The 26,214-nt window shown below is 53.7% G+C and carries 26 protein-coding genes; 9 read left to right on the forward strand and 17 right to left on the reverse strand.

Translation table 11 applies throughout. The annotated features are described in order from the left end of the window. Positions 1 to 96: 96 nt before the first annotated feature. Positions 97 to 2,964: a calcium-binding protein gene (locus tag RAL90_RS13935; RefSeq protein WP_306251666.1), complete on the reverse strand. Its 2,868-nt coding sequence runs from the start codon at positions 2,962 to 2,964 to the stop codon at positions 97 to 99. Positions 2,965 to 3,149: 185 nt separating this feature from the next. Between RAL90_RS13935 and RAL90_RS13940 the strand changes: the two genes are divergently transcribed. Then, positions 3,150 to 3,701 (forward strand): GNAT family N-acetyltransferase, encoded by a 552-nt coding sequence (locus RAL90_RS13940; RefSeq protein WP_306251668.1) that lies wholly within the window; start codon positions 3,150 to 3,152, stop codon positions 3,699 to 3,701. Positions 3,702 to 3,800: 99 nt separating this feature from the next. On the opposite strand, the gene RAL90_RS13945 is transcribed toward RAL90_RS13940, so the two are convergent. Then, the gene (locus tag RAL90_RS13945) at positions 3,801 to 4,775 is read right to left on the reverse strand and encodes a hypothetical protein (RefSeq protein WP_306251670.1); all 975 of its coding nucleotides are present in this window, start codon (positions 4,773 to 4,775) and stop codon (positions 3,801 to 3,803) included. Between the two features lie 382 nt (positions 4,776 to 5,157). On the opposite strand from RAL90_RS13945, the gene RAL90_RS13950 reads away from it, so the two are divergent. Beyond that, a complete protein-coding gene (locus RAL90_RS13950) occupies positions 5,158 to 5,586 on the forward strand; it encodes a DUF2147 domain-containing protein (RefSeq protein WP_306251672.1) in 429 nt (142 codons plus the stop codon). A 30-nt stretch (positions 5,587 to 5,616) separates the two neighbouring features. After that, on the forward strand, positions 5,617 to 6,030 hold the full coding sequence (locus RAL90_RS13955) for a hypothetical protein (RefSeq protein WP_306251674.1): 414 nt from the start codon (positions 5,617 to 5,619) through the stop codon (positions 6,028 to 6,030). A gap of 113 nt (positions 6,031 to 6,143) precedes the next feature. Here the strand turns inward: RAL90_RS13955 and RAL90_RS13960 are convergent, their stop codons facing one another. Then, a complete protein-coding gene (locus tag RAL90_RS13960) occupies positions 6,144 to 7,700 on the reverse strand; it encodes a UbiD family decarboxylase (protein WP_306254060.1) in 1,557 nt (518 codons plus the stop codon). A gap of 188 nt (positions 7,701 to 7,888) precedes the next feature. Between RAL90_RS13960 and RAL90_RS13965 the strand changes: the two genes are divergently transcribed. Further along, positions 7,889 to 8,020, forward strand: coding sequence for a hypothetical protein (locus tag RAL90_RS13965; protein WP_306251676.1), 132 nt, complete (start codon positions 7,889 to 7,891; stop codon positions 8,018 to 8,020). Positions 8,021 to 8,380: 360 nt separating this feature from the next. Here the strand turns inward: RAL90_RS13965 and RAL90_RS13970 are convergent, their stop codons facing one another. Further along, on the reverse strand, positions 8,381 to 8,566 hold the full coding sequence (locus tag RAL90_RS13970; protein WP_306251678.1) for a hypothetical protein: 186 nt from the start codon (positions 8,564 to 8,566) through the stop codon (positions 8,381 to 8,383). A 50-nt stretch (positions 8,567 to 8,616) separates the two neighbouring features. Between RAL90_RS13970 and RAL90_RS13975 the strand changes: the two genes are divergently transcribed. Beyond that, complete coding sequence (locus RAL90_RS13975; protein WP_306251680.1) at positions 8,617 to 10,194, forward strand: alpha/beta fold hydrolase; 1,578 nt, start codon at positions 8,617 to 8,619, stop codon at positions 10,192 to 10,194. 38 nt (positions 10,195 to 10,232) lie between these two features. Here the strand turns inward: RAL90_RS13975 and argC are convergent, their stop codons facing one another. The 7 genes from argC to RAL90_RS14010 form a co-directional block, all read right to left on the reverse strand. Further along, positions 10,233 to 11,195, reverse strand: coding sequence for an N-acetyl-gamma-glutamyl-phosphate reductase (argC, locus tag RAL90_RS13980; protein WP_306251682.1), 963 nt, complete (start codon positions 11,193 to 11,195; stop codon positions 10,233 to 10,235). A 14-nt stretch (positions 11,196 to 11,209) separates the two neighbouring features. Then, complete coding sequence (locus RAL90_RS13985; protein ID WP_306251684.1) at positions 11,210 to 12,262, reverse strand: hypothetical protein; 1,053 nt, start codon at positions 12,260 to 12,262, stop codon at positions 11,210 to 11,212. A 140-nt stretch (positions 12,263 to 12,402) separates the two neighbouring features. Further along, positions 12,403 to 12,666 carry a hypothetical protein gene (locus RAL90_RS13990; RefSeq protein ID WP_306251686.1) on the reverse strand — a complete coding sequence of 88 codons (264 nt, stop codon included), beginning with the start codon at positions 12,664 to 12,666 and terminating at the stop codon, positions 12,403 to 12,405. Positions 12,667 to 12,765: 99 nt separating this feature from the next. Continuing rightward, positions 12,766 to 13,206: an ion channel gene (locus RAL90_RS13995; protein WP_306251688.1), complete on the reverse strand. Its 441-nt coding sequence runs from the start codon at positions 13,204 to 13,206 to the stop codon at positions 12,766 to 12,768. A gap of 79 nt (positions 13,207 to 13,285) precedes the next feature. Then, positions 13,286 to 13,810 (reverse strand): translation initiation factor IF-3, encoded by a 525-nt coding sequence (gene infC, locus RAL90_RS14000; protein WP_306251689.1) that lies wholly within the window; start codon positions 13,808 to 13,810, stop codon positions 13,286 to 13,288. Positions 13,811 to 13,986: 176 nt separating this feature from the next. Further along, on the reverse strand, positions 13,987 to 15,018 hold the full coding sequence (locus RAL90_RS14005) for a glycosyltransferase family 9 protein (RefSeq protein WP_306251691.1): 1,032 nt from the start codon (positions 15,016 to 15,018) through the stop codon (positions 13,987 to 13,989). Between the two features lie 14 nt (positions 15,019 to 15,032). Then, a complete protein-coding gene (locus RAL90_RS14010; RefSeq protein WP_306251693.1) occupies positions 15,033 to 16,217 on the reverse strand; it encodes a glycosyltransferase family 4 protein in 1,185 nt (394 codons plus the stop codon). Positions 16,218 to 16,301: 84 nt separating this feature from the next. On the opposite strand from RAL90_RS14010, the gene RAL90_RS14015 reads away from it, so the two are divergent. Next, positions 16,302 to 16,703: a hypothetical protein gene (locus RAL90_RS14015; RefSeq protein ID WP_306251695.1), complete on the forward strand. Its 402-nt coding sequence runs from the start codon at positions 16,302 to 16,304 to the stop codon at positions 16,701 to 16,703. Further along, positions 16,700 to 17,458 carry a carboxylesterase gene (locus RAL90_RS14020; protein WP_306251697.1) on the forward strand — a complete coding sequence of 253 codons (759 nt, stop codon included), beginning with the start codon at positions 16,700 to 16,702 and terminating at the stop codon, positions 17,456 to 17,458. The genes RAL90_RS14015 and RAL90_RS14020 overlap by 4 nt, the downstream gene beginning before the upstream one ends. Before the next feature lie 15 nt (positions 17,459 to 17,473). On the opposite strand, the gene RAL90_RS14025 is transcribed toward RAL90_RS14020, so the two are convergent. Genes RAL90_RS14025 through RAL90_RS14035 form a run of 3 tightly spaced genes read right to left on the reverse strand, consistent with a single transcriptional unit; the run spans position 17,474 to position 20,719 of the window. Beyond that, positions 17,474 to 18,871, reverse strand: coding sequence for a hypothetical protein (locus tag RAL90_RS14025; protein WP_306251699.1), 1,398 nt, complete (start codon positions 18,869 to 18,871; stop codon positions 17,474 to 17,476). Positions 18,872 to 18,923: 52 nt separating this feature from the next. Continuing rightward, a complete protein-coding gene (locus RAL90_RS14030) occupies positions 18,924 to 19,844 on the reverse strand; it encodes an Hsp33 family molecular chaperone (RefSeq protein ID WP_306251701.1) in 921 nt (306 codons plus the stop codon). After that, positions 19,844 to 20,719, reverse strand: coding sequence for an ABC transporter permease (locus tag RAL90_RS14035; RefSeq protein WP_306251703.1), 876 nt, complete (start codon positions 20,717 to 20,719; stop codon positions 19,844 to 19,846). Before RAL90_RS14035 ends, RAL90_RS14030 begins: the two co-directional genes overlap by 1 nt. A gap of 263 nt (positions 20,720 to 20,982) precedes the next feature. Here RAL90_RS14035 and RAL90_RS14040 point away from each other — a divergent pair, with 263 nt between their 5' ends. After that, positions 20,983 to 21,501, forward strand: coding sequence for a GcrA family cell cycle regulator (locus RAL90_RS14040; protein WP_306251704.1), 519 nt, complete (start codon positions 20,983 to 20,985; stop codon positions 21,499 to 21,501). Positions 21,502 to 21,597: 96 nt separating this feature from the next. Here RAL90_RS14040 and phoB read toward each other — a convergent pair whose 3' ends face one another. From phoB to RAL90_RS14055, 3 genes are all read right to left on the reverse strand, one after another. Beyond that, a complete protein-coding gene (gene phoB, locus RAL90_RS14045; protein WP_306251706.1) occupies positions 21,598 to 22,290 on the reverse strand; it encodes a phosphate regulon transcriptional regulator PhoB in 693 nt (230 codons plus the stop codon). Positions 22,291 to 22,302: 12 nt separating this feature from the next. Then, positions 22,303 to 23,037, reverse strand: coding sequence for a phosphate signaling complex protein PhoU (gene phoU, locus RAL90_RS14050; RefSeq protein WP_306251708.1), 735 nt, complete (start codon positions 23,035 to 23,037; stop codon positions 22,303 to 22,305). A 203-nt stretch (positions 23,038 to 23,240) separates the two neighbouring features. Then, on the reverse strand, positions 23,241 to 24,617 hold the full coding sequence (locus RAL90_RS14055) for an ATP-binding protein (protein ID WP_306251710.1): 1,377 nt from the start codon (positions 24,615 to 24,617) through the stop codon (positions 23,241 to 23,243). 161 nt (positions 24,618 to 24,778) lie between these two features. Between RAL90_RS14055 and pyk the strand changes: the two genes are divergently transcribed. Continuing rightward, complete coding sequence (pyk, locus tag RAL90_RS14060; protein ID WP_306251713.1) at positions 24,779 to 26,194, forward strand: pyruvate kinase; 1,416 nt, start codon at positions 24,779 to 24,781, stop codon at positions 26,192 to 26,194. The last annotated feature ends 20 nt before the right edge of the window (positions 26,195 to 26,214 follow it).

Genomic DNA, 26,214 nt, shown 5'->3' on the forward strand with positions numbered 1-26,214 from the left:
AACTCATATACTTACCGTATTTCCCGACGCATCCGGACGGACAGGCCTGACCTCCATGACAGATGCTACAATACATGCAATCGCCAACCAGGCCAGCTAGATCAAAATATCATCCTGCAACTCAGCAATCGTAACGCCATTGATCAAAAGCGTATCACCGTTGAGAGCAAAGGTGACGTTCCCGCCGGACTCACTCATCAGAGCGGTTGCCTCAGAGAGGTCAGCAAACCCGAAGCCGGTTAAATCCAGCGTATCTTGATCATCCCGAAAATCCATGATGGTAGTCTGATCATGGCCGCTGGCAAAGATGAATATATCAGCCCCGCCCTTGCCAAACAGCGTATCGATTCCAGCGCCGCCGGAGAGGATGTCATTCCCGGCACGCCCATCGAGAATGTCATCACCAGCGCCGCCATTCAGCGTGTCATCTCCCTGTCCACCGATCAGAACATCATTCCCGGCCTCACCATGCAAAGTATCACGGCCTCCATTCCCGCGCAGATCATCATCGCCCGCACCGCCAAAGATGACATCCGTCAAACCGCGCCCAGCGACAAAATCATTGCCGTCTCCAGCATCAATAAAATCAGATCCTCTGCGCCCAGATATATTGTCATCACCTGCGCCACCGAAGATTCTGTCTGCTGCATCACCGCCAATCAACTCGTCATTACCTGCCCCTCCGTCAAGCAAGTCGCGGCCGCCGCCACCGTCCAGAGAATCACTCCCATCGCCTCCCATGAGCGAGTCGTCACCGCCATTTCCAAACAACATGTCATTTCCCGCATCACCAAAAAGCACATCATCCTGCGATCCACCCAAGAGTGAATCAGCACTGCCTCCACCGAACAGTTCATCACGACCGTTGCCGCCTTCAAGTATGTCGCGGCCCGATCCGCCAGTCAGGACATCATCCCCCGCACCGCCTGAAAGAAAGTCCTCCCCATCACCCCCGAACAAACTGTCTTGTCCGAGACTGCCAAACAGTTGGTCATCACCTCCCAAGCCATTTAGCGTGTCATCGCCGAAAAGGCCCTTGATGACATCATCAGCTGACGTCCCGTTCAGAATATCATTTTCAACCGTTCCCAGAATGTCTGCCTCATCGACGGTAATGGCTGAGAGGCTGTAAGCCCCGGTTACACTATCAGAGAAATTCCGGTTGGCTCCGGAGGAAACACCGACAAAGAAAGTGCCCGTTGTCTGAAAGTCAACAATGACAAGATTGGAAAAGGTATCTCCCTGATCCCCCGTAAACAGCAGTTGCCCTGTAGCATCAAAAACCTCAATCAGCGGGCCTTCAAAACTGTTATTGGTCGCCAGCAAAGCCAACAGCACCTCCTGCGGAGAACTAATTGACAAGGCGAACCAGTCGCGGTCCTGATAATAATCAACGGCACCAACCACATCACTATCAAGCGTGATGACGCCCGTTGTATTCACATCCTCAGCAAAGTCATCTGTTTGAAGCGTAGCCTGGAGTTGATATGGCGCCAACTCATTTATCAGACTATCAATCTCAACATAATATGTACCCGCCATATTAAACCGTTGGGTAAGAACAACACCACCGACTATCGGGTCTTCAAATGCTTCAGCTGCGAAAAATGAGCCATCTTCGTTGTAAAGATTAAACGTCAAAGATTGTCCAGTCCCAAAGTCGCTACTGGTCGCGAGAAACTCCACGACGTCATTATCGCTAACTGCAAACTCGTACCAGTCTGTGTCAGACTCAAAATCAAAACTGCCGGCAAAAGCCTTCCCATCCGTTGGCAGCTGAGCCGCTGTTTCAGGAGAAGATCCGGCACTATCTTCAATAGACACGGCAGCCAGGGCATACTGACCAAGATTGTTTTCAGGTGCAGAAATCGCGAGATAGAATGTGCCAGCCTCCTCGAATGTGTGGGTAAGAGAAGTTAAGCCCGGAGTTGATACGCTTTCTATCCCGATGGCCAGAAAGAACCCGTCGGCGCGCACCAGCTCCATACCGGCGCTCAGGCTGTCAACATCATCTACCTCAAGCACAAACCGAACAGTCTGCCCGGCCTCTACATTTACACCAATCCAATCCTCATCAAAGCTGAACTGAATAGCCCCTGTAGTCGCAGGGCCATCAATGATAACCTTGCCACTTGTCGCAGCAGAATCTTCAAACTCATCCGTATCTGCCCTGACAGCTGACACAGTATAGTCAGCGTTCAAAGACCCCTGCACCTCGAGGTAATAGGTATCTGCCTGATCGAACGTGAAAGTAAGATCACTGTTCGGACTTGCCCCGCCAATACTGTCACCATTACTGTCGAATACGGTCAGCTGGTAAAAACCGCCATCAGTATCCAGTATAAAATTGATCAGATCGCCTGCATTCGCAGAAAAGGCAAACCAGTCACGATCGATACTGAAGTCTGACTGACTGGTAACGCCCGGGCCGTTAATAGTCAGCACGCCTGTCGTTGTGATATTCCCGGCAATATCATCCATCAATCGACTGGCTGTGACTGAGTAACCTCCAGTAGCGGAACTACCGAAACCCTGCGCGATCTGCACATAAACTGTGCCGGATTCAATGAACTCTGCATCAGTATTTGGCCCCGGATTTCCGTCAGCAAAATTGGAAAAAACCGCCGCGAACTCATCATCCGCTGAAAAGAACTCCAGCTCGGCAATATCAATCCCGGACTGGATAGTGAAATTGACAATATCTCCAGCAGCCACCGTTATGGCAAACCAGTCTTTATCTCCGTCAAAATCTATCGCGCCATTAACGGTTGGCCCATCAATGATCAGCTCACCCGTTGTGGATGAATCTCCGGCGAAATCATCCCCATCCATATTGAAGAAGGGGATATGCGGACCACTATCAGGAAGTGGAAAAGCTGCACCGCTGTCAGGAGACGCTTCATAAAAACCAAGCTGACTCTGCTCAGCAACTTGCAATACATTATTATGGTTGATTCTACGCACGCAACTAACTCCCTGCAGACGACTTTCTCACACACAGTGAGAGGCAACAAAGTTACGCAGGGCGCATTGGGGCGTCAATCCTAATGACCCCCTTGCCTGCATATTTCAAGGAGTATGCAAACACGGCACACCATAGACAGGAAAACTGACTGGACAGCACCCCAATTCAGATGCAGCCTGTCGCCATGAAAAACCACTCTGCAACCGGCGGATTACTCACATTCCGCAAAGCCAGAATGAGAGACCTGCCACTGCTCGAGCGCTGGGAAGAGGCGCCGCACATGATTGAGGCAATGCCTGATTTTGAATGGGATTATGCAGAAGATCTCGCCCATGATCCATATTGGCGGCAACAGCTGATTGCAGAGGCTGACGAGCAACCCATCGGTTTTCTGCAAATCATTGATGCGCATAGAGAGGAAACACATTATTGGGGCGATGTACCTGAAGGAACACACGCCATAGATATCTGGATCGGTGAACAGGACTTTATCGGCAAAGGATACGGCTGGAAGATGATGAACTGGGCCCTGGAGCAATGTTTCGCCAACTCCACCTGCCAGCAGGTCCTGATAGACCCGTTTGCAAGCAACAGGCACGCCATAAGCTTCTACAAAAAGCTTGGCTTCAGGTTTGTCGAAATGCGCATCTTTGACGAAGAAGACGAGCCTTGCGCTGTTTACCAGCTGAGCCGCTCAGACTGGTTGGCGCGGCCTAATGTTTCTATACCAGCCTAAGCGCTATGTGACCGTTAAAAAGTAGCTATTCTCGACAGCCAGCGATGCATGGCACGGAATATGTGCCATGCATTTCCTTTTGATGAACTGCATAGAAGATCACAGGGCAAGATACCAGAAGGTACCGTTGCCGTTTTTAAGCCACTGTCGTCGCTTGCGGGTGCCGCAGCTCTCAAGAAACGACGGTGCGCGGTTGGTACGCTGGAAACAGAACTTCCGAGGTAGCTCTTTGTAAAGAGACATGGGCGGTTTTGAGTAATCCCGCGCCAGGCCTTTCAGGTGGTTGCCGGTTTCGAAAGTGTGCATCCATACCTGACGGATGGACAACAGCTCAACCAGCACCTGCAGCGCTGCTGCCAGCATAGCTTCCGACCAGACTTTAGCGTGTTGGAGCAGATACTGCTCATAGTAATGACAGAATGTCTCTGCATCCACCGAACACTCGGTCCTGCCGCCAAGAACAGGGCTTGTGCCCTTCTTCTTCGCCCTCAGAGATTGCGCCCACTTGTAGTCCAAGGCGGCATCCCGCAGCCAGTCATTTTGCAACTCCTCGATCAGCGCTTCACCCGTTTCCAGATCAAAATCAATCCGTGCCCATGCAAGTGTATTCCGACCGCCTTCTTCCGTATTAACCGGATGGTTGAAATACGTGAAATATTGTCGGTTCTCGCGGTCAATACGTTGACGATAGAATCCATCATGCTGCCCGGTAAAATTGAGCTGCACCACGAAGGAGTATCCTTTTCGGCTAGTCTGGTCAAAGCGGGAGAGCTTATCTCCCGGCAATGGCCATTGACCGAAGTCAAGGCTGTAAGCGAGCGTAGCATAATCCATCTGCGCCGCGTCAACTTTGGAAAGGTCAAGTATGCCTTTGCCACAGGCCGCCAAAGCTGTTTTCAAGGCTGGTTTTTCCAACAATCCACGAAGCGGAGACTGGCGTACATCCTTGATACTGATTTGGTCGCCAAAGGCCCAGCGCAATAGAAGCGGTGCAAACCGATCACGGTAATAATATAGAATATGACGCTCACGCCCTGAATTAGTGCGCACGCGTCCCAGGAGGTCAAGTCTCATGACATTCACCATTAAGATAGAGAAACGCGTGGACGCAAAACGAACGACCAGGTTCGCTAACGCTATAGCGTTTATCTTATTGAAATTTATGGGTTTTACGTATTCCGGCGCTTGTACGCGCCCTTCTGGTATAGCCTATTGGCTATGAAAGGCGTGCACGCCCATCGCACTTTTTGCGATGTCGCGGAACAGCTGATATATCTGTTCTGGTTTTTGCACGTCAAAATTCCTGTTTGTATTTACGGTGCAGGCGGATAATAGAGAAATCCAATTATGTCAAGAGCATGCATAAACTGAATACGCGGCAACAAAGAGTTTCCCCGATTGACAGAGAGTAAAGGATCGCCGAGGGTTTAATCGAACAAGACCTCGGAGATTCAAAATGAGATTGATCGCCCCTGCCCTCGCGGCCCTTGCCCTCACTACCACCCCAGTCCTCGCCGAAGAGCTGGATGTCGCCGGCCTCTGGCTCACCCAGTCCGGCGGCGGCAAGGTCAACATCAGCGACTGTGGCGATGGAACACCCTGCGGCACCCTAACCTGGGTGGACCCGGCAGAGGCAGGCCCCGGCATTGATGGTAACAACCCGGACCCAGAATTGCAGGGTCGCCCCCTGGTCGGCATTCAACTTGTCTGGGGTTTTGAGCGTAATGGCGAGAGCTGGCGTCGCGGCAATATCTATGATCCGGAAACCGGCAAAACTTACCGTTCCACCCTCCGCCTGAATGATGACGGCACGTTGCGCGTGCAAGGCTGCGTCGGCCCGATCTGTCAAAGTCAGATCTGGACGGCACTAGAGGTTGATGGTTAAGCAGAACCTAGATTGAAGGGGGGAAATCAGGTGGATTCACAAATTCAAATGGAACAATACGCGATTGTCCGTCACGAAATGTTCGAGCAGATGAAGCTGCGTGATGACTGCATTAAATTCGTTGCTGTCGCGAATGCAGCAGTTGCGAGTTGGCTCATGACAAATCCGGTAAATGATAGTCAGCAGATAGTCTATTGGTTGCCGTTTTTGCTAACTTCAGTTTTTTTTGTTCGATACCGAGTATTCTCAAGCCGCATACACATGCGGGGCATATATTCTCTGGAGCTTGAGAAGCAGCTTGGACTTATCGACGGTATCGGCTGGCAGCATTATTGGAATGCGAACAGAGGTAACATTGTTGTGCGCTCAGTCACAACAACTGATTTTTTCGTCTGGATACTGTTATTTCTCTCCGCAGGTTGGTTCGGCGTAACTTTCGCTTAGTAAACGGCCAGCGAAGTTTTCCTAGGAGCATTTTAATATCTGATTCTATGAAACGGTTACCTGCGACTCGTACTGCAGATGCTTTCGCCGAGGATGATCTCAATGCTCACTCCTCACAGCCCCAGCTCTTTCCACATCTCATCTACCCGCTTGACCACGCCTTCGTCCATCTTGAGCACCTCGCCCCATTCGCGTTTTGTCTCGGGGGGCCATTTGTCTGTGGCGTCGAGGCCGATCTTGCTGCCCAACCCGCTCTCAGGCGAGGCGAAGTCGAGATAGTCGATCGGTGTGTGCTCAATCACGGTGATATCGCGGGCCGGATCCATCTTGGTGCTGACGGCCCACCAGACATCTTTCCAATCGCGCGCATTCACGCCTTCATCCACAACAATCACCCATTTGGTGTACATGAACTGCCGCAGGAATGACCAAGCGCCCATCATCACCCGCTTAGCGTGGCCGGGATAGGCCTTTTTCATGGCGATGACAGCAATGCGGTAAGAACAGCCTTCTGGCGGCAACCAGAAATCCGTAATCTCCGGGAACTGTTGCTGCAACAGGGGGATGAACACTTCGTTCAAAGCCTCCCCCAGAACACTCGGCTCATCCGGCGGGCGGCCAGTGAAGGTGCTGAGATAAATCGGCTCTCGCCGCATGGTGATCGCCGTCACCGTGAAGACCGGAAACTGCTCTACCGAGTTATAATAACCTGTATGATCCCCATACGGCCCTTCATCTGCATATTCTTCCAGAGAGACATGCCCCTCTAAGACAATCTCGGCTTCCGCCGGCACCTTCAAAGGCACGGTCTTGCAGTCCACCAGCTCGGCTTTTTTGCCACGCAGCAGCCCGGCAAACTGATACTCTGACAGCGTATCCGGCACAGGCGTAACTGCGGCAAGGATCGTACCGGGGTCTGCGCCCAGCACAGCAGCAGCAGGCAGCGGTTCCGACTTTTCCTTTGACCAGCGCTGATGATGTTGCGCGCCGCCGCGGTGTTTCAGCCAGCGCATGATGGTCTTGTTATGGCTCAACCGCTGCATACGATAGATGCCGAGATTGAAATTGTCCTCACGCTTGTCAGATGGGCCCTTGGTGACAATCAACGGCCACGTGATGAGCGGTGCTGGCTCACCCGGCCAACAGGTCTGTATAGGGAGCTTGTGGAGGTCAATATCATCTCCTTCCAGCACCACTTCCTGACAGGGGGCTGTGCCGAATTTCTTCGACGACGGTTTCATGGCCAATACCTGCTTGGCCAAAGGCAACAACTCCAGCGCGTCTTTCAGGCCGCCGGGTGGCTCCGGCTGGCGCAAAAAGGCGAGGGTTTCGCCCACTTCACGCAATTCTTCACCCGTTTCCCGAGCGAGATTACCCATAGTAACGCCCATGGCGACGCGCTTGACCGTGCCGAAAAGGTTGACCAGAACCGGCACGTCCGAAGGTGTACCGTCTTCCATTACCGGCTTTTCAAACAGCACCGCCGGGCCCCCTTTTGCGAGCAGGCGGGTTTGAATCTCGGTCATCTCCAGAACAGTTGAGATAGGATGCGTCACGCGCACCAGTTCGCCTTCTGCCTCCAGCCGCTCAATGAACTCGCGCAGGGAGCGATAAGGCCCTGCTTTTTTCGGGCTGTCAGTGGCGGCGGGCGATGTAGACGCTTCAGGCATGATCAGATCTTTCTTTATTACAGAATACAGATAGCGCTTTTCGCCGCGATTGAAAGCAGCGGCAAAGCGTGCTGACAATGATGCGTGACTGCGGCCCTCTGCGTCAGCTGGCAACAGATACGCCCCAACTTGCCCTGACCCGCATTATAGCGTTACAATTTTTGTTACAGTAGAAAAGGCCCAAAGTGATGAGCGGCGACAGGCAGAATGGCGCTAACATGGTGGCGATCATCATGCTCGTTCTGATCGGCACCGCCAATATCGGCTACGGTATGTGGCGCATGACGCATGGGGAAGAACTGGCCCGCCATTATTCATAGCAGCTACAATGTGCTTTCTGCTGGCAGTTGTAATTCGTGCGCGTAGTAATTAGATTATTGCGATAAAAGTGGCTAAAACCCATTCTCAATTTGAAATACCGCCAAAGCTACCTTTATCGGCAAAACCAGCAATCCCTGTAATGAATAGTGATAACCAGAATGTCCGCTCAGACTCTGAGGGTGTACCTTCTGGTATAAAGGACTGCACAGACCTGATCTGATCAAATCCGGCAGTCTGCTTTTTTCCTTTGCCGAAAACCGTGATCGGCTAACCAACGATACGCAGCGTGACTCGCTAACGAAAGAGTCCCTGTCTGTGCCAATCGAAAAAATGGTCTGGTTGAGGTTTGTCCGTCACAGCTAGCGCTTGCGGCGCAGATGTCGGTCAACCACGTTCCACTGCTCAAGGTTGGCGAGAGAGTCAAAATCATTCTCGACTGTACCTTTGTTCTTCGAATACTGCTCAAGTTTGCTGACCCGGAAAAACGCCAACGCGCCCATCACACCCAGAATAAGCGCCGCTATAGACACAAGATCAATAGTCATGGAATTTGTTCTCCTCTCGATTTAACCCTAACATACAATGTAAGAGGGGAATGATGGATCATCAACGGGCAGGAAATGACATTTCGGTTGGAAAGCGCTTGCTCATCGCCGTGCTTTTGGCAGCCATTGTCACGCTTCCCTTCTGGTTAACACACGAAGAACCGGTGATCGACCCGGTCATCTTTGGCGATGGCAGGTACAAGGTCGGCGACGTGGTAGCAGTGAAATGCCCGTTCCGGATGCCTCGCCAGAACAATGCCCAATGTTACCGCACCTACGCACCGCAAGACTGGGACGCTTATGAAGCGGGCGGCGATGGCGGGCCACTGATCTCGATACTGGCGCTTGTACTGAACCCGCCGGCCGGCGGGGCGCGTATGCCAGATCCGTTCATGTATCTTGAGGGCGGCCCAGGATTTTCCGGTGTGCCATCAGATTATGACGATTTCGGCAGCGATGGCTGGTTGCGCTATGTGTATAAGCCGATACTGGAAACTGGCCGAGCCATGATCTTCGTGGATACGCGTGGGCTCGGTCATTCAGAGCCCGCCCTGCACTGCCCCGCTGCCTTGCGCGCTGCCTGGCAGGACCTGAAACAGCGCCCGGCAGAGCGAAGCCTTCAATCCCGCATCCTTGAGGCGGATACCGCCTGCTTCCGCGCCCTTGAGGCCGAAGGCGTTGTCCCAGGTGCGTATCAGTCTGACTATGCCGCGCGGGATTTGGCTGCCCTGCGGCGTGGGCTGAATATTGAAAAATGGAACCTGTACGGCATTTCCTACGGGGCACAGACCGCCCTCAATGTGCTGAATGTTGATGCCAAAGGTGTGCGTTCTGTCATTTTTGACTCACCCTCCTATAATCGTGTTGCAGTATTTCAAGACGATCAGGCGGCGTTCGACCGGGTGCTGGATCAGATTGAGCTCCGCTGCGCGCCAGGCGGTGACCTTGTTAATTGCGGTGACGGGATCAAGTCAAAGCTCACAGATTTACAGGCACAATTGCGCGACCGCCCGATCCCTGTGCGTGGCCAGCCCTTCGGCAATGCTGTCTATATGGGGGACCGTGAAGCCTTGCTGGTCGTCCATGATGCACTCTATCAAGCCAATGGTCAGAGCCGTGCACTGAGAATTGTTGAAGCGCTGACAGTTCAACCGGCAAATTATCTCAGTTCCCTTTCCAACTGGGCCATGGACTGGCACCAGACAATTTACTGGTCCTATCTGGACGAGGATTTTTCTTGGCCCGTGCATCTTGCAACGACTTGCCGAGAAAATGATCACGGACCGTCTACCGGAGCAACAAACTGGCCTGTCTACACTCTTGAAGAACAAGATTACAGCCGCCGTCTGTGTGAGGCGATGGGCATTTCTTTCCGTAAGAAAATTATTGATGCCGCTGACTTTGCCGGCGTGCCAACACTGGTGCTCTCTGGCGAGCGCGATGTGATCACGCCGCCACTATATGGGCAGGAACTGGCGGCGGATATTGATGGCGCGCACATCACACACCCGCGTGAAAGTCATGGCGTGATGTTCTGGACAGGTGATGAATGTCTTGTTGATGCCGCTGTCGATTTCATTGATGCACTCGCCTTTTCACGCCCCAAAGACTGCCTGAAACTTCGGTAGATGATACGGAATGACTGCAAGGGTGCGTTATATCTGCACTACCTTTTGCCGGGTAAAATCCCTGTCAGCAGGTCAAGTTTCAGGGCGAGATTTATGTTCTGAATCGCCTGAACAGCAGCCCCTTTCAGCAGATTGTCTTCAGCAGCCACAATAACCCCATGCGCTCCATCTTCCGACACGGCAAAACCGCCGATAATGACTCCGGGGAAATCTGTTCCGTCTTTCAACTCCGGCGCATTACTCTGCACCTTGATTAAGTCATGGCCTTCATAGACCTCCTGATATGTTTTCAGCAGGCCTTGTGTTGTTTGTGGTGTCCTGAAGGCCAGATGCACGGTTGCCAAAATGCCTGAAAACGCGGGGTGCACATGCGGCGTAAAACATACGCGCTGGCCCAGATGGTGCGAGATTTCACGTTCATGAATATGGTCCGTAAGGGCGTAAGGCATTAGGTTTTCATGCAGCCGCTCTCGATCATTTTTGGGCGATGGTGTTGTCCCAGCCCCTGAATAACCGGACACACCAAAAACTGACGGGGAACCTGCCAGCATACCCAGAGATGGATGAACAGCAATTTGCGCTGCCGTTGCATAACAGCCGGGATTCGCGACACGCTGCGCGCCATAAAGGCCTTCACGCTCATCGTATAGCTCCGGCAAACCATAAGCCCACCCATCACCGAACCTGTGGTCTGCTGACAAATCAACCAGAACCGATTGCGGACTTACCATCTCGAAAGCATCAATAAAGGGCGTACTCGCCCCATTTGGCAATGCAAGAATACACACATCCGGTTGCCGGCTGGCGAGATTAGCCGCTGTACCATTCTCAAAAAGAAGTCCGGCTGGCGCAGGGGCAATATCTGACACAGGACTGCCCGCCAGTTCCCGTGACGCAGCAAACACAAGCTGCAAATGCGGATGCCCGTCAATCAGCCGCAGAAGCTCACGACCTGTATGGCCGCGTGCACCGACTAGGCCGATGGTGAATGTCTCAGTCATGGTTCACTGACATTCTAGTTACCGTAAGGATATTGTCCCTCAAATTTGCGATTATTCAGCATGTTGAGATATGTTTCTGTCGCGGCAAAAGTCTCCCGCTGCCGCCGGTTTTCCGCTGGCTGTAACAGGATGACCGCTTCAAGCCGTTTAGCCCCAATTCGGTTGACATTACCGGTCAGGCGCTGGCTCTCACGCTCTGTAATCAGATCTTCATATGTGCCGATCCAGTCCGATCCGCCGTATTTAATCTCCGGCAATAGCAGGTTGGAGAGGCCTTTTCCGCCTTTGTAGTTCAGGTAAACGATCGAAAAACGCGGAAACCCTGCGCGCGATGCTTCCCCGGCAGCGCGGGCAAGCAGCACATATTCCATCTCCTCAACACTCATGACAAACGGGCTGAGAATATCAATCCGCATACGGTCATCACCGATCAGACGCACTTGTGAAATATCAACAATATCACTCCAGGCCTGCGCCCGCATGATCTGGTTTGTGGTGACATCGCCTTCCTGATTTGGCAGCGGCTTAAACGGATATGTCTTAAACGGATTGATGCTCGGGCGTTTCTGGACAAAGCGTTTGACCTCACCATCCACTTCCACTTCGACCATGTCGCCTTTTGCCTCTTCGCCGGGCTTGACTTCAACATCCTGCTTTTTCGGCGCAAGACCACCAAAGACACTGCCAACGCCCCGCGCGACACTGCCGCCTGCGCTGCCAATACCGGAGCCAACAGCGCCGAGCCCTTTGCCAACACCACTCGCCACGGTGCCTACCGGATTACGGCGTTCACTGACAGATTGGGTGGTCTCCCCCATGTCCGGCGCAGGCACTGGCTCTGCTTGAACGACGACTGTTTCGCCCTGCTGCACAATTTCTTCTTCATCAGCAGCATCACCTTGCCGCTTCGGCGCAAGCGCGGTCAACGCGCTGCCGACCCCCTCAACCACAGCCCCTGTACCATCAGCAACTGAGCTTGCGCCCTTGCGCACGGTGGCACAGCCTTCTGCGAGCAGCATGAGGGATAACAACCCAATTAGGGGTAAGAGCCTGATTTTATTTTCCATTTCAGCCTGGCCATCACATAGCGGACACAACATGTATGACTCTGTTGGATAATGTGATCTTCCCAAAAGGTAAACGACAAAAGCCCGCAGGTGTTTTCATACACCCGCAGACTTTATCAGAAAAATCAGTAAAAATATGTTCAATAGCACTGATAGAGGGAGCGGACTTTACCATCCCCTTCATCATCATTCACCTCGACCAGCTTCGCGCCACCATCGCCATACTTGCTGCAAAGGCGCATCGCCTCACCAGCAGCCTTGTCAGCTTCGCCCTGCGCGTGGATCACGGAAACACTGCGCACATCAGCAACGCGATCAGCATCGACAATGATACACCCGCTCAGCAACAAAGGCGTCGCGACGGCCAGTGATAATTTAGGTAATGAAAATTTGTGTCGGATCATAACGGTACTCCTGCTCGTTCATGTCCAACGACCCTAACTCTTGTATAGTAGCGGCCTCTTTTTGGCCAGAGTGTGGCAGCCAAAAAAAATCACGCCATATCAGTTGTCACCGCCAAGTCTGATGCGGACGCTGGCATCCACCAGAATAGCGGCGGAAAGGCCAAACAGCAAAAGCCCGTTGGCAGCCATGGCGCCAGACAGGATACGCCATTCCTGTGGCGGCAACACATCCCCATAGCCAAGCGTTGTGTAGGTCGCGGAAGAGAAATAGAGCGCTGTTTCCAGATCGATGAACGCCCCCAGATGGAGGTAACAGATTGCCCACATCCATATGGAAGAAAAATGGGCAATCAGAAGCAGAACAGATATCGCCACCATGACAATCACATCACGGAACAAATCCGCGATACCGCGGCCCGTTGGCTGGCGCCGCCTCAGAAAAGCCGAAATAAACGCGACAAAAACAGCATGCACCAGAAATGTTGCCGCAATCAGCGCTGACGCAATAACAAGCTGGTTGGTGATGACAGAAGAGAACATGGAACCTCCACACTGGACAATATCTTCAGATGTGGAGGCTTGAAAAGTCAATAACGCGCCTTTGCACGGGATTATTCAATCAACGTGGTGCCAGAACCATCATCATCTGACGGCCTTCCATTTTCGGCAAAGCCTCAACCTTGGCGATTTCTTCGAAGTCGGCTTCAACCCGTTTGAGCAGATCCATGCCACGCTCCATATGCGCCATTTCCCGCCCCCGGAAGCGAAGCGTCACCTTGACCTTGTCACCATCATCAAAAAACCGCTTCATGGCTTTGGTTTTGGTCTCATAGTCGTGGGTGTCGATATTGGGCCGCATTTTGATCTCTTTGACCTCTACGACTTTCTGCTTTTTCTTGGCTTCCGCCTTTTTTTTCTGCTGCTGGTATTTGAATTTGCCGTAATCCAGCAACTTGCAGACTGGTGGCTTGGCCGTGGGAGAAACCTCAACCAGATCAAGCCTGGCTTCATCAGCCATCGCCTGGGCACGCTCAACGGTCATGGGGCCATGTTTTACGCCGTCATCGGTGACAACCAGCACCTCCGGTACCCGAATTTCATCATTGATACGCGGGCCTTCTTTTTTGGCGGGCGCTTCATTCATATGTCTGCGTGCGATGTGGCTTTCTCCATAGGTTGCTTCGCAAGAAATAGGTGCACTCTAGCAACCAACTGTTTCAGGTTGGTTGCCGGAAGAAAAGTTAATATAAGACGGGTTAATAACCTTATCAATCAGCAAAATCGCTGCCGATGGCATGTTTTGGGGGATTCTGAGGCATGTCAGCCGAGGCTGACCCCTTCCGCCTCTTCCTGGCGGATGACACGATCAACCGGCAGGACGCCCATGGAAACGAGCATTTTGATCGTCGTCGCGGGATCAATGCTGGCGGCCTCTTCGGCTGTCATGCGCACTACATCGCGCCGATACAGAACATCGGCCACATCATCCTCATAAGGGTGTGCAATCAGGATGCCGGGGCAGCCAAGCCCCATGGTCAGGTAGACTTCTTCAGTCACGCCGGAGAAAAAGAAACTTGCCTCTTTGGCAAGCGCTGCGAGCTGCGCAAGGTCTGTTTTGTCCGTCAGATCAACCAGCGCGCGGGCGCCACCCTTTGGTCCGATCTGGACCATAATCTGGGTGACCGCATTGCCGAAGGTTTTCATGTCAGCATTGCCGACCAGCACGGGTGTGACGCCGCGCTTGACCATTTCACTGGCCAATTCAGCATAGCATTCCGCAGGCCAGCGGCGGGTTTCGTCCCGTGATGGCATCAGCAGGGCGAACTCACCGGAAATACCATACCAGCTGGGCCGCATATTTGCGGCATCCTTGCGTCCGCTCAGCGCCCAAGACAGGTCCGGCAGACGGTCTTCAACCTCTAATCCATTATCTGACAGCAATTTGCGCATCGCCGGACCGGCAAAAGACGGCACCATTTCGCCAACCGTGGACTTGCGGTTGAGAATTTTTTTTGGGCCAACCCATTTCGCCCCCCGAAAACCGGACAAAGACTTACGGATCGAGGAAGTCGCCTCGGAACCGTCCAGGTCGTAGACAGCTGAATAGCCCTGCTTGCGTAACTGGTTGAGAAAATTTTTGCGGGCTTTTGCATCCTTGAACGGGCCAGCAGCCAGCACACGGTCAAAATAGGGCGCACCTTTGGCCAGCCGCCCATATTCATGACTGGTCAGCAGGTCCACCGGATGTCCCTGATGCGCGTTACGAATTGCCGCAAATGAGGGTTCCGCTTCCACAAACTGGCTGAGACCAGCTGCCTTCAAAATCAATATGCGGGACTTGCCTTTAGCCATAGCCACGACCCCTTTTACCCGTTACCCAAACTGTTGTTTCCCGACAGCGCCTTTATGTAAACATCCAAAGTGGCATCTGTCATCTTTTCAATGGAAAATCTTGTTTCCGCATTACGACGCGCCTCTGAGCGCATTGTTTCGCGCTGATCCAAGCTCATATCCGCAAAATCGGATATCGCTCCAGCCAGTGCCGCTTCATCGCCTGGCGGCACAAGAAAACCCGTCACGCCGTTCACCACTGTCTCGCGCGCACCACCATGATCGGTTGCTATCACCGGACAGGCCATGGCCTGCGCCTCAATCGCTACACGACCAAAGGCTTCGGGTCGTGTCGAAGCGGAGACAACCAGATCTGCCCAGGCATAGGCTGCCGGCATATCCGTGCAGTTCCCCGGAATGGTCACGATATGGCTCACATCAGCTTCCTCAATGGCAGTCTGCAACTCGGTCAAATACGAGCTGCGTCCCTGATCACTGCCCGCCAGTACAATACGCACCGGCAAGGCCTGCCGGGTGACACGCAAGATTTGCGCCGCTTTGATCAAGCTCTCCTGCCCTTTCCAGCTGGTGAGGCGCCCCGGCAACAAAATCCTGAGCGCATCGCGCCCCTGCCACTGGCTTTCAATGGCCTCTACGCGCTCCCCCATCACTGATGCAGGATCAAACCGGCGCAGGTCCGCACCGCGGTGGATGGTGATCAGCCGCGATGGGTCATCAAGCGGGATTGGACTGTGCTCAGCCAGTACATGATCGCGGGTGAAATCGGAATTGGCGATCACAAAATCGCCCCGCGCCATAATTGAATTATACCGCCGCTTGAGACGCCCTGATGCCCTGTAAACACCGTGATACGTGGTGATAAAGGGCACCTCGAGGTTTTGTGCCGCCTTCCAGGCGCTCCAGGCAGGCGCGCGCGAGCGTGCATGAATGAGATTTGCACCCGTTTCCTGCGCCAGTTTTGTCAGGCGTCCGGCATTCAGATACATGGTGAGAGGGTTTTTTGAGGCGACCGGCAAAGTAACATGCGCCGCCCCTAGTTCTTCGAGGGCCGCAACCAGCGGCCCACCCTCAGACGCGACAACTGCCTTGCCACCAGCCAGGATAACAGCTTCTGCGATTTCCAGTGTCGTGCGTTCCGCCCCGCCTGTCTCCAGCTCGGGGATGACCTGCAATATGGTCGCCTCAAGGCGTTTTGTCATGACGCTCCACCATGCTCATCCCCCACAAGCTGTCTCTCAATATGGGCTGTTGAGCAGCCTGACAAGCAGTGTAACATCTATGTCATGAGCGAACACCCGATTACGAAAATCTATTTTGTCTGGAATGCCGACAAGAGCCTGAAAGGCGCTGTACTGGGCATGATTGAAGTCATGCGCGGGATTGATTCCTGTTCTCTTTGCGACATCACGTATAATGGGCTGACCCCAAAGCCGGAATGGATCAATTACAAGGCAAAGCTGGAAAGCCAGCATCAGGTCGACATCACGGAGTATTACCGAAACAAACTGCCGGACACGCTGGCCGGCTTCATCCGGGGCAAATTCCCCGCCATTATCGGGGAGCGCGCTGACGGCGCGTTACTGCGACTGCTCTCCCCATCTGCCATTGATGAATGTGCCGGCGACCTTGATCAGTTCATGGAGGTATTGGATGCGGAACTTGACTATCAGGCGACAGAACAATGAGCGATGCTTTCATAACCGATAGGACCCGTTTCCTGAAACGCCCCGGCAAACCGGACATTGCCTGGCGAAAGACAGAAGGGGAAGGCACAGGTATCATCTGGCTTGGCGGTTACGCTTCAGACATGGCCGGCACGAAAGCGGATTATCTCAGCAGTTGGGCCAGATCAATGGGCCGACCGTATCTGCGCTTCGATTACAGCGGCCATGGCGAGAGTGGTGGCTACTTTGAAGATGGCTGTATTTCCGACTGGGCCGATGATGCGCTTTGCGTACTCGATCAGCTAACGGAAGGTCCGCAAATTCTTATTGGCTCCTCCATGGGGGGCTGGATCACCTGCCTGCTGGCACGCCAGCGACCGGAACGGCTGGCAGGCCTTCTGTTTATTGCACCCGCACCAGATTTCACGGATGAACTTATGTGGCCATCCTGGGACAAGGCAACACAGCAGCGGCTGCTCAGCGAGGGCAAACTGGAATTTCCATCAGAGTATGATGAAAGCGTCATGATCTATACAAGGCGACTTTATGAGGACGGCAAGTCTGCCTCGGTATTTGCGCAACCCCTGAAAGTAAATGTACCTGTGCGGATATTACAGGGCATGAATGATACCAGCGTGCCATGGCAACATGCCGCGCGGCTTGCCGAGCATATTGAGGCGGGTGACCTGCAAATCACAATGATAAAAGGTGCCGACCACCGCATGTCAGGCCCGGCAGATCTGGCGCGACTGGCGCAAGTTCTTGAAAGCCTTTGACCCCGTCTTTAGCACTCACCCCAGACTGGCAACATATTGTTGAAGTTTAGCCATGGCAGGCACGGCATTGGCGCGCAGACGCTGGAGAATTTCGATCTTGTCGGTCTCATCCTCTTTCACGTCCTGCACGAGCTGCGTGAACCCGTCGAGACGGTTGTGATAGAGCCAGTTGCGTATTTCAGGGTCGCGGGACCAGTTATACTGGTTCATCATGAATAACGTCTGCATCTTGATCCAGTCCGTATCATGATTAGGTAACGGCACAACATTACAGATGCCGTTCTTCTTTTCCTCATCGTCTCCATAGGTCGCTTCCACATGGGCGATGAATGCCGCGCTGAATACAGGTTGATAGGGTCGCACGGTCTGCGGCACAATAAGGTCATCCTGAAAGATGGCACAGATCTCCATGTTTTCCACCGCGCTGGCGGAACAGTCGATGTGGAGATAATCCGGGCTGGTCGGCACTTCCCCATCATCCAGCACAAGCCTGTTATTTTCAAGTTTCTGCAGCCGCCCCATACGAATGATATTTTTTATCTTGCGCAGCTCTTCGAGCTCCAACTGGCTGATTGTGGCTCCATGGAACATTTTCGGCCGCACGGATGTGTCGATCCTCAAGAGCACACCAGCAGACTCAAGTCGATCAAACATGTCTTCGATGGATTCTGACGCCCCGACTGCCTCCATCTGACTGGCCTGAGCACCCAATGCATAATTGAAAAACTCCGGAGCCGTCTGTGTATTGCGCCGGTCCAGTAACCAGCCATCGCGCGGCATGATCCAGCGAATTTTGTCCGGGTCCACACGGTTTTCCAGCAACCACAGGCAAGTATCAATACCAGTCTTGCCACCGCCAATGACCACATAGCCTTCAGGCTGCCGATCAATGCGTGCCAGATCATTTGGCGGCATGAACCAGGCTTCTTCCGCAATGTCAAAACCCGGCGTATGCGTGGACGGCGTGGATGTTTTCAACCACGTCGCATCAACGGTTTTACGAGCCGTGACCTGATACGCATCACCACTGGTCAGGGAAGTGAACCGCCCGTCCCCTTCATACTGGCACATGGGATAATACTGCACCCGGCCAGATGGCAGGAATGTGTGGCGCATAACCTCATCGAAATAGGCACTAACCTCCGCGCCGCTCGCCAGGTCTGCCAGTCCCTTGTTCAGACCAGTCTGGTCAATGCGGCCCTTGCTCAGCTCTTTGGAGCTCACACCATAAAAGGTGGAAGGCTGGTGCAGGGTCACGAAGGGATAGGCCACATTCCAGTGACCGCCCGCTTTGTGATGCTTGTCCACCATGATGATACTGGCATCCGTCTCCGACAGAAGGACATCCACGAAAGCCATGCCCATGGCACCAGTACCGATGATCAGATAATCTGCTTCAAGTTGCTGAGGCATCCACAACCCTCCCTACTATGTGATGGCAGGATGGGCGTAATTATCTCAGCGCTCAAGCATCAAAGACATATGGCTCACGGCAAAACTCGCATTCCACACGTATCTTGCCATCTTCGGTCATGTCATCGCGCTCTTGCTCAGTAAACTGATCCAGGACACGGATCACTTTTTCCCGTGTGCAGGTGCAACCGAAACTGACCGGCATCGGCTCAAAAGCCCGTACCCCATTTTCATGATAGAGCCTGTAAAGCAGGTCTTGCGCATCCAGCATCGGGTCAAGCAACTCATCCGGTCCAGCTGTATTCAGAAGTGCCGCAGCATTGTTCCAGACTTCCTCATCATCTTCGCGCAACAATTCGGCTTCACCGCGCTCGCGCGTGCCGCCCTCACCCGGCATGAACTGGACCATGATGCCGCCAGCGCGCCATTGCGGCTCTTCTCCGGGCGCAGACAACCGCCCGACAGCCAGACGTATGGCTGTGGGTATCTGCTCTGACTGTTTGAAATAGTTGACCGTGGCAACTTCAAGCGTCGGACCTTCCAGCGGCGTCACGCCCTGATACCGCTCCATCTCCGGCCCCTGATCAATCGTCATCACCATATGCCCTTTGGCAAGCAGGTAATGCAGTTCGGGGCCGCGCGCTTTTTTGATGATGTCGTGCTTGTCGCCCCTGAAACTCGCGGTCGCTCGCAAGGCTCCACCAGCTGTATAGTCTGCAACAATCATCGAGACCGGGCCGTCACCCTGTGCCTGAAAGATCAGCTTGCCATCGAATTTGAGCGATGCCCCCAGCATGGTGACCAGCGCACTTGCCTCCCCCAACAGCATGGACAATGGATCGGGAAATGCATGACGCGTCAGAATTTCATTCACAACACTGCCAAGGCGTACGGTCTTGCCGCGCACGGATGTATTGCCAACCTGAAAAGGCAGGATGAAATTGTCATTCGGCAGGTCTTTGGTTTCTGACATCAGGCTTTCAACTTGTATCCGGTTTTGAAGAGGTAATACGTGATGCCGCCGGTGACGATATTCAAGCCAAGAATAACAAGCGCGCCGGTTAGTGGAGACGCATCGGACACCCCGATGAAGCCATAGCGGAACCCGTCAATCAGGTAGAACACAGGATTAACCTGACTGAACAGCAGCACAAAATCCGGTAACCAGGCCGAGCGCATGGAATAAAACGTCCCGGACAGAAAAGTCAGCGGTGTAATCACAAAATTCGAAATCAAGGCGAGCTGATCAAATTTTTCTGCCCACATACCGGCGATTGCCCCGATCATCCCCATCAGGATGGCTGCCATAGCTGAAAAATACAGAACCGCCCACAGGTGCTGTAGCGGCTGCACATCCCCCCAGGTAAAAGCCGTCACCGTCAGTGCGGTTACAAAACCGACGAGCAAACCACGCGTCGCCGCCCCTGCCACAATGGCGATCATCAATTCTGCTGCCGAGAGCGGGGGCATCAATATATCAACGATGGAGCCCTGCACTTTTGCAATGATCAGCGTGGACGAAGAATTCTGAAAAGCGTTTGAAATAATTGCCATCATGATCAGGCCCGGCGGCAGGAAAACCGTCACCGCAAATTCAACCAGATCGCCAGTGGCCAGGTTTTCCATGACAATACCTGTGCCCCGCGCGCCCCAGGCCCCCATAAAAACCAGCAGAAAAAGCAGGGTGGAAATAATCGGCGCGAAAATTGTCTGGAAGGCCACTTTGGTGAACCGGCGCACTTCCTTTTGATAAAGCGTCCAAAGACCCAGCCAGTTCACAGCTCCGAAGCGCCGTGTCCCAAAGGCCGTGGCGTGGGGTGTCGCCGTCGTGGAATTTTCTGTTGTCATGGGAGACCTTGTATCGCGCTGCGTCATGAGTTTTCTGTCTGGCTTTTCCACAGCCACAGGTCAAGACGGGCAGAATGTGGAGAAAATTTCCCGAATCAAGGTATTGTGGTTAAAACTTTCCTAATCCTGCATATTGTGTTTCTAATCTTTTCAGCTACTATATGTAGGCCCAATGAGAGAGAAGACCATCATTCCCTACAAGATGTTGAATCACTCTTGACACGCGGGCTGAATTTGAGAGCAAAGGCAGATGGAGCGAGAACATGGCTTGGACAGACGAACGGGTTGAATTGCTGAAAAAACTTTGGGCCGAAGGCCTGTCGGCAAGCCAGATTGCAGGCAAAATGGGGGGCGTGACCCGCAATGCAGTGATCGGAAAAGTTCACCGGCTTGGTCTGTCCGGACGAGCAGCTCCTGCAAAACCTCAACTGACACGCAAAACCGAACGCCCGCACAAACCGACCCCGAGAGTTTTTTCCAGCGACGACGATATGGGCATAGACCTCAAGCCCATCATGTCGGAGCCGGAATTTCTGGAACCGCTTGTTCTGTCCACGGGCGATAACGCGACGATGAATACGCTCAACAAAAATATGTGCAAATGGCCGATTGGTGATCCATCATCTGATGATTTCCACTTTTGCGGTCAGTCGACAGGTTCGGGCAAATCCTATTGCGCCTATCATGCGCATATGGCCTTTCAACCCGCACAGAAGCGCGAGCGTCCGAAGCGGCCTGAATACGCGATTGCTGCGCCTACCCCCAAACGCGCAGCGGGCTGACAGCCACCACACTTACCCTACCCATGTCAGCCGGAAAAGCCTGCCGCCAAGGCGGGCTTTTTTCATGGCACAACGGATCTGAATAAGGCGCGCCGCCTAGGTGGGCAGTTCGAGGGCGTACCCTGCCGACCGGACCGTACGGATGGGGTTGGCATATCCGTTCCGGCTGAGTGCCTTGCGCAAGCGGCCAATATGTACGTCAACAGTACGCGCCTCAACGAAAACGTCCGATCCCCATACAGCGTTCAGAAGCTGTTCCCGCGAGAATACCCGGCCAGGATGCTGTATCAGATGGTCCAGCAGACGGAATTCTGTCGGCCCCAGATGCACCTCTGCTGCACCACGCGTGACCCGGTGCGCCGCTCTATCCAGCGTTATGTCCCCAAAACTGACTGTATCCTCTACAAGACCAGGACGGATACGACGCAACACGGCGCGAACCCGCGCAACGAGCTCACTCATGGAAAACGGCTTGACCATGTAATCATCCGCACCCGTTTCCAGTCCCCGGATGCGATCAGCCTCTTCAGCCCTGGCCGTCAGCATGATAATAGGCAAGTTGCGTGTATCGTTACGAGAGCGCAGGCGACGGCAGACCTCAATGCCAGAAGTTTTTGGCAACATCCAGTCAAGGACAATCAGGTCAGGTGCCTTTTCATCAACCCTGAGCAGGGCCTCTTCACCATCACGGGCAATTCGGGTTTCAAACCCCTCCTTGCCAAGATTATATTCCAGCAATGTCGCCAGGGCTTCTTCATCTTCAACAACCAGTATGTCTGTCGCTGACATGAATTCTTCCCCCTAATTGAGTTGTGGCTCGCCGGGTGCGTCGGCTGGCTTGCCCTCAATCACCGTCATACTGGTGATGTCAGTCTTTGGCCGAGCTTCTTCAAGCAGGTCGCCCGTCATTGAATAGTAGATGCGCTCTGCAATATTGGTCGCATGGTCACCGATACGCTCGAAATTCTTGGCAACGAACGCCAGATGCGTACCAGCGCTGATACGCGAGGGGTCGCGCGACATGGTCGTCAATATCTCGCGAAAAATGGAATTGAACAGCTCATCAATTTCCTGATCGCCGCCCCACACCGCGACTGCAATATCTGGATTTCGGTCCTGATAGGCATTCAGCACATCATGCAACTGGCGCAGCGCAATGCGCCCCATGCGCACAACAGAGGCAACTGTGTCCGCCGTATCTTCACGGCTGGTCACCAGAGACCGTTTGGCAATATTCTTGGAGAGATCACCGACACGTTCCAGCGTATTGGCAACCTTCATAGCCATAATTGCCTGGCGCAGATTGCTGCCGGCAAGACGGCGGGATTCAAGCAGGTCGATGACCATTTGCTCTATTTCCGCCTCGCGCTCATCGACAGTTTTGTCCCCGTCTATAACTTGACGGGCAAGTGATAGATCTCTTCTCTCAAAGGCAGAAATGGCAGATGACAACTGATGCTCGACCAGCCCGCCCATGGCGCATAGCCGGACGGACAGCTTTTCCAGCTGGTCGGTTTCTGATCTGAGCGAACTCAAGGGCATGAAAAATCCTTTTCGGGAACATGCCATATGAAGAAGTTTTGTGACAGAATTTTGTAAGCAATGTCAAAAATTTAGCCTGAGAGCAGAAAAATTGAGATTAGAGCAGCAATTTTCGTCACAAAACTGTCACAAAAGAAAACTGCTTAATTTTCAATGGCTTGAAGTGGCGGGCATATAATGCCAGCTCTTGCCCTTTATTATTTGCGTGACGGCCTGAAAAAGCAGGTAAAAGCCGAGCCCTGACCGCTCGCGCTCTCAATTTGCAAGCCGCCTTTGTGGCGGTTGATGATATGCTTCACGATGGCAAGGCCGAGACCCGTCCCGCCACGCGCTTTACTTTCCTCCACATCAACCCGGTAAAACCGCTCGGTGAGCCTTGGCAGATCCTGACGGCGAATACCGCCCCCCTCATCACGTATCTGTATAAATACCAGATCGCCTGCAGACAGCCCTGCCCTGGCACTGATCTGCTGCGCAGTCTCCCCTGTCCGCAGGGCAGCTTCCGCTAATACCGGCGGCTCACCACGCCCGATCAGAATGGTGACCTTCGGTTTCTCCTGCGAGTATTTCAAAGCGTTGTCAGTGAGGTTCTGCACAACCTGAATCAGTTCGTCACGGTCCCCTTCAACAATCTGGGTACCATCATTCAGCAGGGATTGAACTTCGATGGTCCCCTCATAAGAGCCTGCAACCGGTGAAAGAGCAGCGCGCACTTCTTCCGCTACCTTAACCAGATCAACGCGTGTCTCCGGCGGCATATGCTCATTCAACTCAATGGAAGACAGGGACATGAGGTCCGTGACCAGACGCAGCATACGCTCTGCCTGGCTTTGCATGATGCCGAGAAACTTTTCCTGCACCTCCTTGTCTTCGCGTGCATGACCACGCAGGGTTTCGATAAACCCCAGCATTGAGGCAAGTGGCGTCCGCAATTCATGGCTGGCATTGGCAATAAAATCAGAGCGCATCTGCTCCAGCCGCCGCTCTGTGGACAAATCGCTGACAAATACCAGCATGCGGTCTTCGATCAACTCACTGTCGAAGTCATCCTCTGCCTCAAGCGCAAGCGGCGTGACATAGATGCGGCAATGACGGTCCACCGATCCGGACACAACAAAATCTGTTACCTGCGGCTGGCTGCTCTTCACTGCATCCTCCAGCGCCAACATCACAGCCGGGGCTCTGAAAATACTGGTCATGTGCTTACCCTCAGGCTCTGTGCCGACAAATTCTGCTGTGGCAGGGTTAGCCATTTCCACCACACCATCCCCTTTCAGCATGATGACTGGCTCGGGCAGCGCATTCATGACAGCCCGCAGGCGCTGAAATACGACAAGCTGGTTCTGGACCGCCCGCTGCACAGGCACTGACCAGTTCACGTTGGCCGTGTAATACCGCGCAGCCAGCCCCATCAGGATCACCATCCAGACCAGAACAGCCTGCAGCACGGGCACATTTGCCAATGTTGCCAGAATGCCGCAGGCACCACCGCTCAGGCCGGCAGCCCACATGAAGTCAGTGCGGCGCACCTGTTCGGCAACCTTGGCAATTTCCTTGTCCAGACCGGTTTCCATGCACATCCTCGAAAAAGCCCGACCCGCAAAAGCGCGGCACCAGATCTTGTTGCTCTTAACAAGTTGACAGGAATGCGCCAACCCGTCTTGAGTGGCCCAGCTTGCCCGGCCTGTTTCGCGCAGGCTCACCGTCCTTAAACTGATTATCCTCAGGTGTCGAAATGCCACATAGAAAATCCTGCAAAATCCTTGCAACACTTGGTCCCGCCAGTGACGCGCCATCTCGCATCCGCTCTCTGGCCATGACCGGCGTTGACTCTTTTCGCCTGAATTTCAGTCATGGGAGCCATGATGAGCACCGGAAGCGATTTGAGAACATCCGCGAGGCCGAGAAAGCCACCGGCAAGTCCCTGCCGATACTGGCGGATATGCAAGGGCCGAAAATCCGCGTTGGCGTTCTCAATGGCGACGAGCAGGTTTTACGCTACGGCGACCAACTGAAACTGGTCTGTGATGATCACAGCACGGAAGATGCTGTCTTGCCAATACCCCACCCTGAACTCTTTGACGCCCTGAAACCGGGTGACATGATGATGCTGGATGACGGTTTGATCCGCCTCACGCTGACACAAAACAGCGGCCAGAGCGCCCGCGCCAAAGTAGAGGTGCCCGGCAAGCTGACAAACAAGAAGGGCATCAACATTCCCGGACGTCGCCTGCCCATCGCTGCCCTGACCGACAAGGACCGCACAGACCTTGCCTTCGCACTGGAAAACAAGGCGGACTATATCGCTCTCAGCTTTGTTCAGACAGCCAAAGACGTGCGGGAAGCACGGGAAATTATTGGTAACCGTGCGGGTATTGTCTCAAAGATCGAGAAACCATCAGCCATGGACGAAATAGAGGAGATCATCGCAGCCAGTGACGCCGTCATGGTTGCGCGCGGCGATCTTGGCGTTGAACTGCCCCTTGAGCAAGTGCCGATTGCCCAACGCCGTATCATCCGGCTGGCCCGGCGCGCTGGCAAGCCCGTAATTGTTGCGACACAGATGTTGCAGTCCATGGTCGACAGCCCGACCCCAACGCGCGCAGAAGCTTCCGACACCGCCTCAGCTGTATATCTTGGTGCAGATGCCGTAATGCTCAGTGCCGAGAGCGCTGTAGGTCGGCACCCGGAAGCAACGGTCGCCATCATGTCACGTATTATTGAAGCTGTTGAACAGGATGAATTTTACTGGGAAGAAATTTACAACGGACTTGGACGGGCAGAAGCCAACAGCCCCGGCGCTGTTTCCGTATCGGCCCGGCATACAGTTGACCTGCTCGGCTGCAAAGCCGTCCTCGCCTCCACCAAGACTGGCGGGACAGCCTTCGCCATCTCGAGAGAACGTCCGCGCGCGCCCATATTGGGCGTAACGCCCGATCCAGCCGCAGCCCGGCGCATCAGCCTTGCCTGGGGTGTCGAAGCGGTCGTCGCGCCGGATTATGCAAATTTTGAAGAATTGACAGCTCACGCTCGCGACATTGCCAGACAGAAGGCAGGCGTCAGCGGCGGAGACACAATCCTGCTGACCGCCGGCATCCCTATGGGCGTGAAAGGCGGGACGAATTTGATGAAGGTCATCACGATCGACTAGGCTCAGCTAGATGCTCTCAC

Source organism: Parvularcula sp. IMCC14364, from assembly GCF_030758415.1.
In the GTDB taxonomy this organism is placed as follows: Bacteria; Pseudomonadota; Alphaproteobacteria; order Caulobacterales; family Parvularculaceae; genus Aquisalinus.